Source organism: Lentisalinibacter orientalis (assembly GCF_040706535.1).
Classification (GTDB): domain Bacteria; phylum Pseudomonadota; class Gammaproteobacteria; order Steroidobacterales; family Woeseiaceae; genus Lentisalinibacter; species Lentisalinibacter orientalis.
Genome location: NZ_JAPDRJ010000006.1, coordinates 76558 through 92110, shown reverse-complemented (window position 1 = coordinate 92110; position 15553 = coordinate 76558). Strand labels below are relative to the sequence as shown.

The window sequence follows — 15553 nt, the reverse complement described above, 5'->3', positions numbered from 1 at the left end:
GGCCCTCCTACCACGCATTTCACACGCAACTGCATCCATTCGCGCGTCGCTGCCTGTAGTCCTCTTCGCCATGCTTCCAGCATGGCATCAACACAACACAGAGGGCACGCCCTCAGGCTCGGCCGCTGGTCCGAGGCACAGCGCATCTACCTCGTCACCACCTACTGCCACGCACGGCGCACGATCTTCACCTGCCTGTTCTGCGGCTCGATGGTCATCGACGAGCTGCGCCGCTCCGACGACAACGGCGGCACCCGCACCCTCGCCTACACCGTAATGCCGGACCATCTGCGCTGGCTGTTCGAGCTGCAGCCCGGGCACAGGCTGCAATCGGTGGTGGGACAGATGAAGGGCCGCTCGGCGCTGCGCATCAACAAGGCGCGCAGCACCTGCGGGCGCATCTGGCAGCCGGGGTTCCACGACCACGCGCTGCGGAAAGACGAGGTGGTCGAGGTCGTGGGGGACTACGTCGTCCACAACCCGGTGCGCGCGAAGCTGGTCGAGCGGCCGGAGGATTATCCGCTGACCTACGCGGTCTGGTGGGACAAAAAGGAAATGTAGGAGGGGATTTATCCCCGATTCATTATTCGAATCGGGGATAAATCCCCTCCTACAGATCGGGCCTGAAGGCCTTCCTACAGCTGGACGACGCGGCGGCGGGTGCGCCAGACGAAGCCCATGGCCAGCAGGCCGGCGCCGAGGAGACCCAGCGACCCCGGCTCCGGCACCTGCGTCGTGCACGCGTCGCTGGTCGCGATCTGCATGTCGCCGAGGCCCCAGGTGAAGGTGGCCGGCGGATCAATCTCAATGCGATCCAGTTTTCGGCATGCCGACTGATTGGTTACGAATACGCCATAGGACGGTGACGTATCGGGATCAATACCCCCGAACCACCCACTCCAAAATGTACCAGTTGCCTCATTGTCATCACTGTAATAGGCGCGTATCCAAGCACGGGCTCCCATATTGGCCCCAAGCCGGAAAGTGAATCCAATAACGTTCAGATCATGAAATTCGACCCACATCGTGTCTGTGGTCGTCGTGTAGACGAGGCCGTCGCCCTGCCACCAGTCGGGATCAGAAGGATCTTCGGCGGGAAGAAAGTCGCCGGCGCCGTCCTTGAATGCCACGGACCCTGGAGAATAATCGATGCTCTCGAGCGGGTCCTGCGTCGGCACCAAGTCCTCAAGCGGGAAGTCCTCGACGATGTCATTCGGCAGGGAACGGATGAGGACGTTACCGTCGCCCTCGATGAGGTCCGCGTGGGCTGAGACGCCGAAAAGACCGGCGGTCACCAATACGGCGGTGCGGATGATTCTAGCAGTGAAGTTCACGTGGCGCTCCTTGCAAAAGACTTCTTGTCTGCCTGTAACAGAGCAGCTTTCGTGCCAGAACGGGAATGCCTTATAAAACCGCCGGTTAAGAAAAGCGCCGTAAGTCCTTGTAAAGCCTACCGACAGGGCCGCGTGCTGGATCGTCCCATATGCATGGAAATAATGTAGGAGGGCCTTCAGGCCCGATCCAATAATCCAATCGGGGATAAATCCCCTCCTACCCGCTCTTCTTCCTTGCAAACCCATCCGCCGACAACCCGTATTTGTCCAGCAGGTCGTACAGCGTCGGGCGGGTGATGCCCAGCAGCTCCGCCGAGCGCGAGATGTTGCCGTAGGTCTGGATCAGCGCCAGCCGGATCGCCTTGGTCTCGGCCTCCTGGCGCACCTCGCGGAGATTCAGCGTCTGCTGGGTGCCGACCTTGTCGCCCAGGCCCATGTCGGCAGCGGTCACCTGCTTGCCTTCGGCCATGATGACCGCGCTCTTGATCTTGTTCTCGAGCTCGCGCACGTTGCCCGGCCAGTTGTGGCTCTGGATGGCGTCCTGGGCGTCCTGGCTGAAGCCGCGCAGCGGGCGCTTGTGCTGCTTGGAGTACTTCTCCAAGAGCTTCCGCGCCAGGATCAGCCGGCCGCCCTCACGCTCGCGCAGAGGCGGAATATTCACGGTGATCTCGCTGATGCGGTAGTAGAGGTCCTCGCGGAAGCGGCCTTCCTCGATGAGATCCGAGATCTTCTGGTTGGTGGCGCAGATCACGCGCACGTCCACGGGGATCTCGTCCCGGCCGCCCACGCGCTCGACCACCCGCTCCTGCAGGAATCTGAGCAGCTTCGCCTGCAGCGGCATGGGCATGTCGCCGATCTCGTCCAGGAACAGCGTGCCCTTGTTGGCCGTCTCGATCTTGCCGGGGGTGGTCTTGTGCGCGCCGGTGAAGGCGCCCTTCTCGTGGCCGAACAGCTCGGACTCGAGCAGGTTCTCGGGGATGGCCGCGCAGTTGATGGCGACGAAGCGCTCGTCCTTGCGATTGCTGAGCGAATGCAGCGCGCGGGAGAGCAGCTCCTTGCCGGTGCCGCTCTCGCCGAGCAGCAGCACGGAGACGTCCGTGGGCGCCACCTTCTCGATCATGCGGCAGACCTGGAGCATGGCCTCGCTGGCCGCGACGATGCCATCCAGCGGCGAGATGCCCTCCTGGTTCATCAGGCGGCGGTTCTGGGCCTCCAGCTCGTAGATGTGGAAGGCGCGGTCGACCAGCAGACGCAGCGTGTCGGTGTCGACGGGCTTCTGGTAGAAGTCGTAGGCGCCGAGGCCCACGGCCTTGACCGCGTTCTCCTGGTCGCCGTGGCCGGTCACCACGATCACCTTGGTGTGCGGCGCGAGGCTGACGATCTCCTCCAGCGTCGCCATGCCCTCACTGACACCCTCGGCGTCCGGCGGCAGGCCGAGATCCTGCAGGACGACGGCGGGCTCGTGGCGGCGGAGTTCCGCGATGGCGTCGGAGCGGTTCTCCGCCGTCAGCACCTCGTAGTCCTCGAAGCACCATTTGAGCTGGCTCTGCAGCCCCGGGTCATCCTCTACGATCAATAGCTTGCGCGGCGTGTCGTTCACGGCTTTGTCGCTCTCCGTCTGGCTCTCCGTCCGAATGGCCGGCTCCCTGCCCATCGCGCATAGTGCCACGCCACCGCGGGGCTGGGGAGTGGCCAGGTCACACTCGGGGCTGCGAATTGCCGGGCGGCGGACTCGATCGGCGCGCGACTGGCCGACGATTGGCCAACGATTGGCCAACTATCAGCAGACGATTGCCTGTCAAGTAGCAGTCGAGCTGAGGGGTCGGCGGAACCGATACGTACAAATGCTTACGATTTGCTGTTGCGAATGATTCTCATTTGATCTAATTTACGCCCATCGACGGGCCTGCGGCCGTCCGTGGACAGAAAACGGCTCGCAGATCGAGAACCAGAACCGGAATTGATGGGCATGCCGCATAACAGATTTTCGGGCCTGAAGGCCCTCCTACCCCTCGCTCTGATCGCCACATCCGCCATCGCGCAGGAAACCACCGACGAGGGCGAGGTCATCGACGTCGTCACCATACTCGGTAACCCGAACCAGGTCTCCGACATCGCCGGCTCGGCGCAGTATTTCAGTCCGGAGGACCTCGAGGTCTTCGCCAACGCCGACATCATGCGGGTGCTGCGAGCCGCTCCCGGCGTCTACCTGCAGGAAGAGGAAGGCTACGGGCTCAGGCCGAACATCGGCATCCGCGGCTCCGGCCTCGACCGCTCCAGCCGCATCGCGCTGCTGGAAGACGGCGTGCTGATCGCCCCGGCTCCGTACTCTGCGCCTTCCGCCTACTACTTTCCGACCCAGCAGCGCATGCACGCGCTGGAGGTCCTGAAGGGCCCCTCTTCCATCGGCGTGGGCGCCCGCACCATCGGCGGCGCCATCAACATGATCTCCACGCCCATCCCGTCCGAGACCGGCGGCCGCCTCGAGGCGCGCGCGGGCGAAGACGCCACGCTGCAGGGCATCGCCCGCTACGGCTACCGGGCCGAGCGCTACGGCTGGCTGGTGGAGACGGCCCAGCAGTCCACCGAAGGCTTCAAGACCATCGATGCGCCCCGGGACTTCGACGCCGGCTACCGTCTGCAGGACTACATGGCGAAGTTCCGCGTGAACAGCGCTCCCGGGTCGGACGTCTACCAGTCTCTGGACCTGAAACTCGGCTACACCGAGCAGGCCTCCGACGAGACCTACCTCGGCCTCACCGACGAGGACTTCGCGGAAGACCCCTACCGGCGCTACGCGGCCTCCCAGGACGACGTCATCGACACCAACCACCGCCAGGTGCAGCTCGCCTGGACCATCGACCCCACCGGCCCCTGGTACGGCGAGGTGACGGCGTATCGCAACGACTTCGAGCGCAACTGGTACAAGCTCTCCAGCGTCAATGACATCGGCATCAGCAGCATCCTGTCGGACCCCGACACCTATGCCGCCGAACTCGCCATCCTGGAGGGCGCCACCAGCGCCGACGACGCGCTCGAGAAGCGCAACAACAACCGGGAGTACTACTCCCAGGGCGTCCAGGCCCGCGTGGGCTACGACTGGGCCGTCGGCGGCGCCGACATCGGCCTCACCTTCGGCCTGCGCATCCACGAGGACGAGGAGGACCGCTTCCAGGACGACGACGCCTACCGCATGGAAGACGGCCTGCTCGTGCTCACCACCGACGCCGAGCCCGGCACGGCCACCAACCGCGTGAGCACCGCAGAGGTGCTGGCCGGCTTCGTCAACGCCGAGATCTCTGTCGGAAACTGGGTGCTCAGCCCCGGCTTCCGCTACGAGACCATCGACCTCGTCCGCGAGGACTACTCCACCGACAACACCGACCGGTCCATCGGCCCGACCCGGGTGCGCGAGAACAGCGTGGACGTTTTCATCCCGGGCATGGGCGCGCTCTACCACATCGGCGAGAACTGGCGCCTGCTGGCCGGCGTGCATCGCGGCTTCAACCCGCCGGGCCCCGGCTCCGACGCCGACGAGGAAGAGAGCTGGAACTACGAGTTCGGGGTGCGCTGGGGCGAGAACGGCCGCAGCTTCGAAGCCATTGGATTTCTGAACGACTACCAGAACCTGGTGGGCACCGTCACGGCGTCGACCGGCGGCAGCGGCAACATCGGCGACCAGTTCGACGGCGGCGAGGCCACCGTCAGCGGACTCGAGCTCACCGGTGCGTGGAACCTGCGCGAGCCGTTCGGTGACCGCCTGGGCAACGGCATCCAGGTGCCGCTCTCGCTCGCCTACACGTGGACCGCCACCGCCGAGTTCGACAACAGCTTCGAGAGCGGCTTCGACCCCTGGGGCGAGGTGGAGGCCGGCGACGAGCTGCCCTACATCCCCGAGCACCAGCTGCGCGCCAGCGCGGGCCTGGCCGCCGAGCGCTGGAGCATCGACGTCGCCGCCAGCTACACCGACGAGACCCGCACCACCGCCGGCAGCGGCGACATCGGGCCCCGCGAAGGCGTCGACAGCTTCGTAATCTGGGACCTCGCCGCCGGCTGGCAGGTGCGCCCCGATCTCCGCGCCACCTTCCGCGTCGACAACCTGTTCGACAAGGAATACGCGGTGGCGCGGCGGCCGGCGGGGCTGCGGCCGGGGCGGTCGCGGACGGCGTTTATTGGGTTTACCTGGGATATTTGAGATTTGGCGCACGGCTCCCTTCCGCACCCGGTTCTGCTGCTACCTCGCCGGGTGCGGGAGGGGGTCACCCTCGAGGGAGGATCGGGCCTGAAGGCCCTCCTACATCAGGTTCGCCCCATTTTCGGAAAATACCTAATTGACAATCATTCGCATTCGCGCTTAGTATCGCGTTCAGAGGTCTGAAACCATGTATGTCTGCATCTGCCAAGCCATCACCGATCGCCAGATCGAAAAAGCCGTCAAGGACGGCGCGCAGACGTTCTACGACCTCAAGGACCACATCGGCGTAGGCTCCTGCTGCGGCAGCTGCCAGGAAGACGCCGAAGCCATCATCGCCCGCTGTGCGCCCTCCACCGCCGCTCCTGCGCCGGTGGGACGGTGGCGTCCCGAGCCGGCGCCCGCCGGCTAGGCTGTGGGAGGGGCTTTAGCCCCGATTCATTAGGCCAATCGGGCCTGAAGGCCCTCCTACACGATTTTCACGAATCGCGCCGGCGGCGCCGTTTCGTTAGAATCCTCGCCTGACACAACGCCAACCTAAGGACGAGGAACATCATGAAGGGCGATACCACCGTCATCCAGCATCTGAACAAAACGCTGAAGAACGAACTCACGGCCATCAACCAGTACTTCCTGCACTCGCGCATGCTGAAGGACTGGGGCCTGCACCGCCTGGGTGACTACGAGTACGGCGAGTCCATCGACGAGATGAAGCACGCCGACACCCTCATCGAGCGCATCCTCTTCCTCGAGGGCCTGCCGAACCTGCAGGACCTGGGCAAGCTCAGGATCGGCGAGAACGTGCAGGAGATCCTCGAGGCCGATCTCGCGCTGGAGATGGACGCCATCCCGGACCTGCGCGAGGCGATCGAATACTGCGAGAGCGTGAAGGACTACGTCTCCCGCGAGATCTTCGAGCGCATCCTCGAGTCCGAGGAGGAACACGTGGACTTCCTCGAGACGCAGCTGGGGCTGATCGAGAAGACCGGGCTGCAGAACTACATCCAGAGCCAGATCGGGGAAGGGGCGGAAGGCGGCTGACCCTCACGTAGGAGGGGATTTATCCCCGATCCATAAGAAAATCGGGCCTGAAGGCCCTCCTACATGTCCATCTACGGAAACCCCGGCCCAGAGCCGGGGTTTTTCGTTTTGGCCAGGCGCTATTGCAGGACGCGCGCTCATTAAATAGCTTGAAAGGCCACTATGTAAGGAAGTAAGATTTCCTTATCACATGAACACAGGGCGCAGTCATGCTTGCCAAACTCACCTCGAAAAACCAGCTCACGCTGCCGAAGGCGGTGGTCTCCAGCGTGGATGTCGCGGAGTATTTCGACGTCACGGTCGAGAATGGCCGCATCATCCTGACGCCCGTGCGGATTCACGAGGCCCGGGCGGTTCGCGACAAACTCGAAGAGCTGGGGATCACGGAGCAGGACATCGATGACGCCGTAGACTGGGCGCGTCGCTGATGACGCATCGGGTGGTGCTCGACACGAACATAGTCGTGTCCGCGCTGCTCTTCAATGCGGGCCGCCTCGCCTGGGTACGCCACGCCTGGCAGCAGCAACGAGTGCAACCCCTGGTTTGCAGAGCAACCGTCAAAGAGCTGATGCGTGTTCTGGCCTACCCGAAGTTCGAGCTGACGAAAGCCGATCAGAAAGTTCTGCTGGCGGATTTCCTGCCCTATTCCGATGTGGTGGATCTACCGGAGCCATGGCCGGACTTGCCCGTGTGCCGCGATGAGCATGATCAGGTGTTTCTGGTACTTGCCCATGCGGGCGAGGCTGAATCCCTGGTGACCGGCGATGCCGATATTCTCGCAATGCGAAAAAGCTTTCCCTCGTTGATCGTGACGGCGGATGAGTTCAGGGAGCGACTGGGTTAATGTCGAATCAGGCAGCCACTCTGCGAATCTTGCGGAGGTCGTCGGCAGCCGCGCTACGTGCCTCCTCCAGGTCGTAATCCGCCTGCAAGCCCATCCAGAACTGCTCCGACGTGCCGAATGCCCTCGCGAGCCGAACAGCGGTATCGGCCGTCACCGCCCGCTTGCCCAGCACGATCTCGTCGATCCGGCGAGGCGGCACACCCACAGCACGCGCGAGGGCATTCTGGCTGAGTCCCATGGGCTCGAGGAACTCCTCGAGCAGTATCTCGCCGGGATGAATATTCGGCAGCCTTTTCGCCATATCGCCCTCTCTTGTAGGAGGGGCTTCAGCCCCGATCCATCAAATAATCGGGCCTGAAGGCCCTCCCACACAATAGCCATCCCATCAACAAGTCAGCCCTTCGGGATCTCATTAAACGGTACGTCCTTGTCCACCCGCACATCCGGCGGCAGTCCCAGCACGCGCTCACCGATGATGTTCAGCAGGATCTCGTCCGTGCCGCCCTCCACCCGATTGCCGATGGAGCGGAAGAACGAGCGCTGGAACACCGCGTTCAGCGGCGCCATTTCCGGGTCGGTGATCATCCCTGCCATGTCCTGCAGGTCCATTGCGAACGAGGCGATGTCCTGCCGACCGCGGCCGAGCACCAGCTTGGTCATGGAGGCCTCCGCGCCCGGCGTCTTGCCCGACGACAGCGCCGAGATCATCCGGTAACCCGTGTACTCCAGCCCGTTCGACTTCACGAACCAGTCGGCGAGGCGGTCGCGCACGGCGCCGTCCTCGATCAGCAGGCCGTCGGCGCCCTCCATCCGGTTGGCCATCTCCAGGATGTCGTCGAAATTCGACGGGAAGGCCGCGCCCACGGAGAGCCGCTCGTTCAGCAGCGTGGTCATGGACACCTTCCAGCCCTCGCCCACCGCGCCGAGGCGGTTCGCGTCCGGGATGCGCACGTCGGTGAGGAACACCTCGTTGAAATCCGACTCGCCGCTGACCTGCTTGATGGGCCGCACCTCGATGCCCGGCGACTTCATGTCCATGATGAAATACGTGAGCCCCTGGTGCTTCGGCACCGTGGGGTCGGTGCGCAGCACCAGGATGGCGAAGTCCGCGACGTGGGCGAACGAGGTCCAGATCTTCTGGCCGTTCACCACCCACTCGTCGCCGTCCTTCACCGCGCGGGTGCGGATGCCCGCGAGGTCCGAACCCGCGGCCGGCTCGGAGAAGAGCTGACACCAGATCTCGTCGCCGCGGGCCATCGGCTTCAGATAGCGCGCCTTCTGCTCGTCGGTGCCGTGACGCATGATGGTCGGGCCCGCCATGCCGATGCCGATGATGAACGGCCCGGAGAGCATGGAGATGTCGCCCTCCTCCTGGGACCAGATCACCTGCTCGATGGGCTTCGCGCCGCGGCCGCCGGCCGCCTTCGGCCAGCCCAGGCAGGCCCAGTTGGCGTCGAACTTCTTCGCCTGCCAGTTCTTGAACGGCGTCAGGTCGCGCTTGTAGTGCACCTTCGACAGGTCGACGTCCGGCCGGTTGGCCTTCAGCCACTCGCGGGCCTCGGCGCGGAATTCCGCTTCCTGGGGTGTGTCGTTGAAATCCATGCGCTCTCCCTCCTCAGGCCGCGTTCAGCGTGGTGGCCGTGGTGGCGTCTGGCTCGCGCCGGGCCTGCAGCCGCTGGATGAGTTTGTCCTTCCACACGCGCTCGCCGCCCAGGATCAGGTTCAGGAGCTTCGCGCGCCGGTAATAGAGGTGGCAGTCGCCCTCCCAGGTGAAGCCCATGCCGCCATGCACCTGGGTGTTCTCCCGGGCGCACTCGTAGAAGGCCTGGGAGGCCGCCACGCGGGCCGTCGCCGCCGCCACGGGCAGCTCGTCCGCCCCCGTCGACAACGCCCAGGCACCGAAATACGTATTCGAGCGGGCCAGCTCCAGCGACACGAACATCTCCGCCAGCCGATGCTTGATGGCCTGGAAGGAACCGATGGGCCGGCCGAAGGCAAAACGCTCCTTTGCGTACTTCACGCCCATCTCCAGCGCCGCCTGGGCGCCGCCCAGCTGCTCGAAGGCCACCAGCACGGCCGCCCGGTCCAGCACCCGCTCCAGGTACTCGAGACCCTTGCCCGGCTGGCCCAGCGGCTCCACCGGGACCTCCTCGAAGGTGAGCGTCGCCGCATCCCGGGCCGGGTCCACCGTGGCCAGGGTCTCGCGGGTCACGCCGGCGTCGGAGAGATCCGCCAGGTACAGCGACACGCCCTGCCCGTCCTTCGCCGCCACCACGGCGTAATCGACGATGCTGCCGTCCGGCACCGGTGTCTTCGTGCCGGAGAGTTTCCCGTTCTCGACCTTCGCACGGATCTTCCGAGCGGTGACCGCGCCGGGCGTCTCCGCCAGCGCCAGCGTGCCGATGGCCTCACCCGAGGCAAGCTTCGGCAGCCACTCGGACTTCTGCGCGTCGCTGCCGGCCGCGAGCAGGCTCTCACCGGCAAGATACACCGCGCTCGAGAACGGCACCGGCGCCACGGCCCGGCCGAGTTCCTCGGCGATGACGCAGAGCTCGAGATAACCCATGCCGAAACCGCCGTAGGCCTCCGGCAGCGCCGTCGCCGTCCAGCCCATCTCCACGATGGACGACCACAGCTGCTCGTCGTGGGTGGCCTCGGTGTCGAGCACGCCGCGCACCGTCTCAGGCCCGCACTGCTCGCTCAGGAACTTGCGCGCCTCCTGGCGCAGCATCTCCTGGTCTTCGGAAAACTCGAAATTCATGGTGTTTCCTCCCCGTTGGCTGGGGAGGAATGTAGCAGATCGGTCGGGAGGGATGTAGGAGGGCCTTCAGGCCCGATTGATCAATGAATCGGGCCTGAAGGCCCTCCTACACAAAAAATGAAGCCCCGCGGTGCGGGGCTTCGAGGCAGCAAATATCAAAAAGTACTCGTCAGGCTTTGCGGCGCCGCGCTGCGCCGACTCCCAGCAGACCGAGGCCGAGGAGGGCCAGAGTCCCGGGCTCGGGGACACGCGTCAAAGACACGTTATCCAGAAGCATGCCGATATTATCGCCTCCAGCATTCGCAAAGAAGAGGCTGACAGACATCTCACTCACGACGTTGAACGTTGTACCGAACGTAGTAAAAGGATCAAAGCGTCCCAAGGAGTAAGTGCTGCTGAAAATATCGCCAAGATTGACTTCGACGGTAACGGTCTCCGAATTATTGTTCCGGTGATTACCGGCCAGATCGAAACTCAGATGGTAAGTGCCAGGGCCAATACTAATCGGCGTACTACTTACCATTTCACCAGCATCGCCGGTGGAGCCGTCGAGATCCACGTAAAGACCGTTGCCCGGCAGGAAGTCGAAGTATCCGTTGCCGATAAGATCAACCGTACCATTTTCCACGGTCCAGTTATCAAAGCCGAAATAGTTCAGCACTCCAACCCCGCCATTTTCGTCGTCGAAATTGTCGGAGAAAATAACGGTTGCGTTCGAAGCGCCTGCAAACAACAGCAAAGTCGCTGCTGAAATTGCCTTAACTCCGGAAATCCTCTTGGTCAGTCCGTTCATCACTATCTTCCTTGGGGCAAAACTGAATGTTCGATGTAGAACAAAGCAATATCGGTGCCAGATCTATTTTTTCTCTTTATTTGAACACCTTGAGTGGTAATTCAGTCTCATCGGCGTCTTGAGTTGTCAATTTATCCGACACTCTCGGGGTCACCGCCCCACCCGCTTGCAGCTTACGCCACATAACATGAGGCCCCGCCAGGCGGGGCCCCAAGGCAGCAAACATCGAAACCGAAATCGTCAGGCCTTCCGGCGGCGCGCTGCGCCGACTCCCAGCAGACCGAGGCCCAGGAGAGCCAGAGTCCCGGGCTCGGGAACGGCGACACGACCGGAATACAGGACGCCGAACGGGTTACTCGAAGGACTGGTGCCCGTTCCCACCTGATAAATCCGCATCGTGATGTCGTACGTGCCTGGACCAAGGTTGGCAACAGAGAGGTTGTAATACTCGTCCGACTCGCAACCAATGGATCCGTCAGCGCAAGTATCCTGAGAGAAATTGGCGCCCTTGATCAGTTCCAGAGAACCACCCTGCGCGTTGAAATACAGATCCGCGGTGTCGTCGGCCCAGATCCAGAAGTCGAGCGAACCGTTGCCGGTCAGCGTGAACGACTCAACGATGGTAAAAATCGGATCCGTCGTCGACGCGTCGGGGGTCGACGTCCCGTCCACACCGGTCTCATCATACGAAACCCATACCGCACCATTGCCCAGCGGATCATTGTCCTGCCATGCGGGATGCGGTCCGATCTCCACCGTCGTGCAATCAGCCGATGCGTCGGCAGTCAGAGTGCAATCCTTCCCTTCTTCGGAGACGATGATCATGTCGGCATTGGCCACACCTGCGGTACAGAGGGCCAAACTGACGAGTGCGGCGAGTCGGTTAATCTTGGTCATTGCCAAATCCTTTCGGTCAGAAATCTTTGAAAGTCGATTGAGACAAAGCAAACTTGATGCCAAGTCTATAAACTCCCGCATTATTAATGATTTAAATCTACTTTCGTCCTTTCCTGTGAAGTCATTTGTAAGCGACACCGACACTGCCAGAAACTATGACAAATCGGGTCCAATATATATGTGACAGATGGCACCAACGTGCCGCGTCAGTCGTCGAGGCTTTCCCGGTCACAGAAGCAGCCGGCTCACAGACTCCATCCCATGATTGAACAACTGGCGACCGTCAGCATCTGGACCCGAGCGGCACTAACTCTGCTCCTGACCTTGCTGTTGCTAGTGCTGTCCCTCATTCCCGGCCGTGCAGAACCCGGCGACTCCGTGTTTGTCTGGGCAGTCGCAATGACCCCCACTGCCCTCCAGAAGTTGATGCACCTGCTGCTCTACGCGCTGCTGGCGTTCCTGTGGGCATGGACGCTGGAGGCACTGGAATCCGTGAGGGTACGTTTCGCGGTAGCTGCCGTGCTTGCCGCAAGCTTCGGCGCGGCTATGGAACTGGCGCAGACCTATGTACCGGGACGATTCGGCACGCTCGCTGATGTGCTGCTGAATGGTGCAGGCGCACTGCTCGGTTTACTGCTCGCATGGATGGTCTTCTAGATACTCCTTAACGCACTTGGTGGCCTGATCTGTCACCTCCTGTCCAGCGGCAGTCCCTACCAGGGCGGTCTTGCGGCGAGAATTGAAGCCTCATCCTATGACCGGAGTGCCGCGCCGATTTCGCGCGCCAGTTCTCCAACAAATTGATCGTCCCGCATGCTGCGGAAGTGAAGCTGCCATTTTGCGAAGCAGCGCGAAACTTCCTCCACTCGTCCCGATGGCTCACCCAGGGGCAACACAACAGATTTCAGATTACTTACGAACGGTCTCAACTGTATGGCAACTAGCCCGGCGTACGGAGTACGGGGCTCTGCCACGAGAACCTTTCCGTCAAATCGCCGGAGGTGATACGCATGCTGGGCTCGTGCTTGCAGGTGGTACTGAAATGCGATGCGCTCCAATTGATCAATGTCGAACTCCCGGATGACTTGAGCGACACGTTCTTTGAAAACGCCGAGATACTCATCGCTGTCGACGTGTGCAAAGTCCCCTTCCGATAGCGCGAAAGGCAAGCCGGTATTCAACTCGAAAAGGGACGAGAGAAAAAACATGAAACCCTTGTCGCTACGGGTTTGCCTGACGTGTTCGTCGAACTCTTCCTGAGTGATGCGCCACTCGTAGCCAGTATGCTTGTGCAGATACCGTCTCAACAGCGGCGGTACAGCGCCGCGCAGGCGTCCTGCAATACGCGTCCCCAACCGAACGTACATGCCTGCCGACATTGCATTGAGCACCCACCAGCCGAACTCTGATCGACCTCCACTGGCGATGCCCAACGGATCGATCAGAGCAAGCAAGGACACGTCCTCACCCGATTCCCGCAGTTGACACGCCAACTCGTAGGCGAATGCACCGGCCGAGGAGTAGCCGGCAATGAAGTACGGCCCCTGCGGTTGGCGCTCGCGGAGCGCATTGAGATAGAGCCCAACCCAGTGATCGAACCCCGCAGTCGGGTCGCGCGCGCCCCACAGAAACGGATCTCTGACCCCGATGACTTCCCTGTCAGTATCCAATGCTTTTACCAGCTTGCTATAGGCACCAAGGGTTCCGCCGGCAGACGAGATCAGAAATACAGGCTCCCGGCTGGGGTCGGCCGCCTGTCGCAGTGTTACCAACAGCGGAATCTGTATGCCGCCAGCTGCCTCACGCCCGGACAGAATCGCATCGAGATGGTCGCTGAGGCCTTCCAGCGTGGGGAACTGGTAGAGAGACTGTTCCCCCAGATGATCACGATCCAGACCGAAGTCGGCTCTCAGTCGGTGAATCAGGGAGAAGGCAGTCAGCGACGTGCCGCCAGCCTCGAAGAAACTGGTCTCGGGGCCGAATTGCGCATGCTCGAGGATCGAGGCCCATGCCGTGGCGACTCTTCGCTCGGTTTCCGATAGTGTCCGAGCCCGAGTCTCCGTGACCGCCCCGGGGCCATGCTCGGCGAGCAGGCTAAGCCTGTCGACTTTGCCACTCGCCGTTCGGGGAAACGCGTCAACGCCAACCAGGGCATTCGGCACCATGTACTCTGGCAATCGCGATCTCACGGCGTCGTAGATCTCCGCTGCCGGAACCGACGCGGGCGCATAAAAACCGATCAAACGGGCGTTACCGCCGCCACGCCCGGTGACGGCAACCGCCACATCCCGAACGCTGTCGTGCGACCTCACCGCACTCTCGACCTCCTGCAGGTCCACCCGGAAGCCTCTCACTTTCACAGTGTCATCCGTGCGCGCGACAAAATAGATCTCACCGTTGGGTTGCTGGCAGACGTCATCACGGGTGTCGTAGAAGTTGCCCTCTTGATCCGGCATTTCTGTGAACACCGACGAGGTCAGCTCGGGGTCGCGAAAGTACTCGCTGAAAAGGGCTCGCCCACCGATATACAGGCGCCCACGTTCGCCGGGTGTCGCGGCCGATCTGTCAGGCGCCCGGACCTGCACCTTCACGTCATCGGAGATCGGGTCGCCCAGCGGTAGATCTTCGCCGGCACGAAAATGACGCCGAAGATCGCAGACCAGGGCAGAACTGGCCTCGGTGCTCCCGTAGATTGAATAGATACTCGTATCTGACCGGAAAACAGATAGAGCGCGTTCGGCAAGATCCGCCTGCAAGTATTCGCCCATGAGAACCAACGTTCGAAGCGCCGGCGGCGAGAAAGCCGGCATATCCAGACTCGCCCGGAGAGCAGAGGGCACCAGCAACAGCCGTGTGATCCCCTGTTCGTGGACCGCTTGCCAGAACTCCTCCAGGTTTCTGGCCTGCTGGTCTCCGATAAGGAGGACCGGAGCCCCGGCCAGGAGCGGCTCGAAAAGCTCGTAGAGACTATGGGTCGTCGTCATATGCGCTTTCTGGCACCCGACATCCGCCTCGGTAAACGGATGCTCTCGCCAGGTCCACTCCAGGCGGTGGAAAAACGAATCATGGCTGCGCACGATCATCTTCGGAGTGCCGGTCGAGCCCGATGAGCAGAGAACGAACGCAGGCTGGTGTGGATCCCCTCGATCCGAAGACGCCCGTGGCGCCTTCTCGACCAGCAGGTCATTCAGGCAACTCGCTTTAGTGCCAACAGAGGGGGCGATACGGGTTCCCGCACTGTCTATGACCAGATCCAGGTCGGCGAAGGCGAGGATTTGTTGCAGCCTCTCTCCCGGATACGAAGGCGGCAACGGCACTGCAGCTGCATTGGCCTTCAGGACGCCGAGCAAGCAAACTACATAGTCGACGGATCGCTCCAGATGCACGCCGACGTAACTCCCTCGCCCGAGCCCTCTGGCCGCGAGCGCGTTCGCCAACATCTCCGACTTCCGCTCCAACTCACCGAAGGTGGCGCTCTCCCCCCGATGGCGGAGCGCGACGGCATCCGGCATAAGCGCTGCCCGGAATCGAAAATGAACGTGCAGCAGAGATGGGAGTTCCGACTGTTCCATGCTGTTCGAGCGGCCCGATTCGAGAGGTTAAGCGGCAAGCCTAGCCGCGATCAGATTATGCATCTATGATCCCCGGCACAGTATCCTCACGCCAATGCCGAGACAGGAATCTCGTGCCT

15 protein-coding genes are annotated in these 15553 nt (G+C 62.4%); 7 read left to right on the top strand and 8 right to left on the bottom strand.

Features of this window, described 5'->3' with window-relative positions; all coding sequences use genetic code 11:
- Positions 1–81: 81 nt before the first annotated feature.
- On the top strand, positions 82–561 hold the full coding sequence (locus ACJMK0_RS17980; RefSeq protein WP_405240455.1) for an REP-associated tyrosine transposase: 480 nt from the start codon (positions 82–84) through the stop codon (positions 559–561).
- A 74-nt stretch (positions 562–635) separates the two neighbouring features.
- On the opposite strand, the gene ACJMK0_RS17975 is transcribed toward ACJMK0_RS17980, so the two are convergent.
- On the bottom strand, positions 636–1334 hold the full coding sequence (locus ACJMK0_RS17975) for a PEP-CTERM sorting domain-containing protein (RefSeq protein WP_405240453.1): 699 nt from the start codon (positions 1332–1334) through the stop codon (positions 636–638).
- Positions 1335–1551: 217 nt separating this feature from the next.
- On the bottom strand, positions 1552–2934 hold the full coding sequence (prsR, locus tag ACJMK0_RS17970; protein ID WP_405240451.1) for a PEP-CTERM-box response regulator transcription factor: 1383 nt from the start codon (positions 2932–2934) through the stop codon (positions 1552–1554).
- A gap of 369 nt (positions 2935–3303) precedes the next feature.
- Between prsR and ACJMK0_RS17965 the strand changes: the two genes are divergently transcribed.
- The 5 genes from ACJMK0_RS17965 to ACJMK0_RS17945 all read left to right on the top strand — a co-directional run bounded on the left by ACJMK0_RS17965 (position 3304) and on the right by ACJMK0_RS17945 (position 7411).
- A complete protein-coding gene (locus ACJMK0_RS17965; protein WP_405240449.1) occupies positions 3304–5529 on the top strand; it encodes a TonB-dependent receptor family protein in 2226 nt (741 codons plus the stop codon).
- Positions 5530–5716: 187 nt separating this feature from the next.
- On the top strand, positions 5717–5938 hold the full coding sequence (locus tag ACJMK0_RS17960; protein ID WP_405219725.1) for a (2Fe-2S)-binding protein: 222 nt from the start codon (positions 5717–5719) through the stop codon (positions 5936–5938).
- A gap of 143 nt (positions 5939–6081) precedes the next feature.
- The gene (bfr, locus tag ACJMK0_RS17955) at positions 6082–6567 is read left to right on the top strand and encodes a bacterioferritin (protein ID WP_405240447.1); all 486 of its coding nucleotides are present in this window, start codon (positions 6082–6084) and stop codon (positions 6565–6567) included.
- A gap of 209 nt (positions 6568–6776) precedes the next feature.
- Entirely contained in the window at positions 6777–6995 is a 219-nt protein-coding gene (locus tag ACJMK0_RS17950; RefSeq protein ID WP_405240445.1) for an AbrB/MazE/SpoVT family DNA-binding domain-containing protein, read from the top strand.
- Positions 6995–7411, top strand: coding sequence for a putative toxin-antitoxin system toxin component, PIN family (locus ACJMK0_RS17945; protein ID WP_405240443.1), 417 nt, complete (start codon positions 6995–6997; stop codon positions 7409–7411). Before ACJMK0_RS17950 ends, ACJMK0_RS17945 begins: the two co-directional genes overlap by 1 nt.
- 7 nt (positions 7412–7418) lie before the next feature.
- On the opposite strand, the gene ACJMK0_RS17940 is transcribed toward ACJMK0_RS17945, so the two are convergent.
- The 5 genes from ACJMK0_RS17940 to ACJMK0_RS17920 all read right to left on the bottom strand — a co-directional run bounded on the left by ACJMK0_RS17940 (position 7419) and on the right by ACJMK0_RS17920 (position 11862).
- Positions 7419–7712: a HigA family addiction module antitoxin gene (locus ACJMK0_RS17940; protein WP_405240441.1), complete on the bottom strand. Its 294-nt coding sequence runs from the start codon at positions 7710–7712 to the stop codon at positions 7419–7421.
- A gap of 92 nt (positions 7713–7804) precedes the next feature.
- Positions 7805–9013, bottom strand: coding sequence for an acyl-CoA dehydrogenase (locus ACJMK0_RS17935; protein WP_405240437.1), 1209 nt, complete (start codon positions 9011–9013; stop codon positions 7805–7807).
- Between the two features lie 13 nt (positions 9014–9026).
- Entirely contained in the window at positions 9027–10172 is a 1146-nt protein-coding gene (locus ACJMK0_RS17930; RefSeq protein ID WP_405240435.1) for an acyl-CoA dehydrogenase family protein, read from the bottom strand.
- 169 nt (positions 10173–10341) lie between these two features.
- Positions 10342–10965, bottom strand: a complete 624-nt coding sequence (locus tag ACJMK0_RS17925; protein WP_405240433.1) for a PEP-CTERM sorting domain-containing protein — start codon at positions 10963–10965, stop codon at positions 10342–10344.
- Between the two features lie 240 nt (positions 10966–11205).
- Positions 11206–11862, bottom strand: a complete 657-nt coding sequence (locus tag ACJMK0_RS17920; RefSeq protein ID WP_405240431.1) for a PEP-CTERM sorting domain-containing protein — start codon at positions 11860–11862, stop codon at positions 11206–11208.
- A 261-nt stretch (positions 11863–12123) separates the two neighbouring features.
- Between ACJMK0_RS17920 and ACJMK0_RS17915 the strand changes: the two genes are divergently transcribed.
- The gene (locus ACJMK0_RS17915) at positions 12124–12519 is read left to right on the top strand and encodes a VanZ family protein (RefSeq protein WP_405240429.1); all 396 of its coding nucleotides are present in this window, start codon (positions 12124–12126) and stop codon (positions 12517–12519) included.
- A 95-nt stretch (positions 12520–12614) separates the two neighbouring features.
- On the opposite strand, the gene ACJMK0_RS17910 is transcribed toward ACJMK0_RS17915, so the two are convergent.
- Entirely contained in the window at positions 12615–15434 is a 2820-nt protein-coding gene (locus tag ACJMK0_RS17910) for an AMP-binding protein (protein WP_405240427.1), read from the bottom strand.
- Positions 15435–15553 lie beyond the last annotated feature (119 nt).

Bases quoted from the DNA above. Each gene is read 5' to 3' on its own strand.
- ACJMK0_RS17980 (WP_405240455.1), top strand. From the start codon at position 82: ATGGCATCAACACAACACAGAGGGCACGCCCTCAGGCTCGGCCGCTGG.
- ACJMK0_RS17965 (WP_405240449.1), top strand. From the start codon at position 3,304: ATGCCGCATAACAGATTTTCGGGCCTGAAGGCCCTCCTACCCCTCGCT.
- ACJMK0_RS17960 (WP_405219725.1), top strand. From the start codon at position 5,717: ATGTATGTCTGCATCTGCCAAGCCATCACCGATCGCCAGATCGAAAAA.
- bfr (WP_405240447.1), top strand. From the start codon at position 6,082: ATGAAGGGCGATACCACCGTCATCCAGCATCTGAACAAAACGCTGAAG.
- ACJMK0_RS17950 (WP_405240445.1), top strand. From the start codon at position 6,777: ATGCTTGCCAAACTCACCTCGAAAAACCAGCTCACGCTGCCGAAGGCG.
- ACJMK0_RS17945 (WP_405240443.1), top strand. From the start codon at position 6,995: ATGACGCATCGGGTGGTGCTCGACACGAACATAGTCGTGTCCGCGCTG.
- ACJMK0_RS17940 (WP_405240441.1), bottom strand. From the start codon at position 7,712: ATGGCGAAAAGGCTGCCGAATATTCATCCCGGCGAGATACTGCTCGAG.
- ACJMK0_RS17935 (WP_405240437.1), bottom strand. From the start codon at position 9,013: ATGGATTTCAACGACACACCCCAGGAAGCGGAATTCCGCGCCGAGGCC.
- ACJMK0_RS17930 (WP_405240435.1), bottom strand. From the start codon at position 10,172: ATGAATTTCGAGTTTTCCGAAGACCAGGAGATGCTGCGCCAGGAGGCG.
- ACJMK0_RS17925 (WP_405240433.1), bottom strand. From the start codon at position 10,965: ATGAACGGACTGACCAAGAGGATTTCCGGAGTTAAGGCAATTTCAGCA.
- ACJMK0_RS17920 (WP_405240431.1), bottom strand. From the start codon at position 11,862: ATGACCAAGATTAACCGACTCGCCGCACTCGTCAGTTTGGCCCTCTGT.
- ACJMK0_RS17915 (WP_405240429.1), top strand. From the start codon at position 12,124: ATGATTGAACAACTGGCGACCGTCAGCATCTGGACCCGAGCGGCACTA.
- ACJMK0_RS17910 (WP_405240427.1), bottom strand. From the start codon at position 15,434: ATGGAACAGTCGGAACTCCCATCTCTGCTGCACGTTCATTTTCGATTC.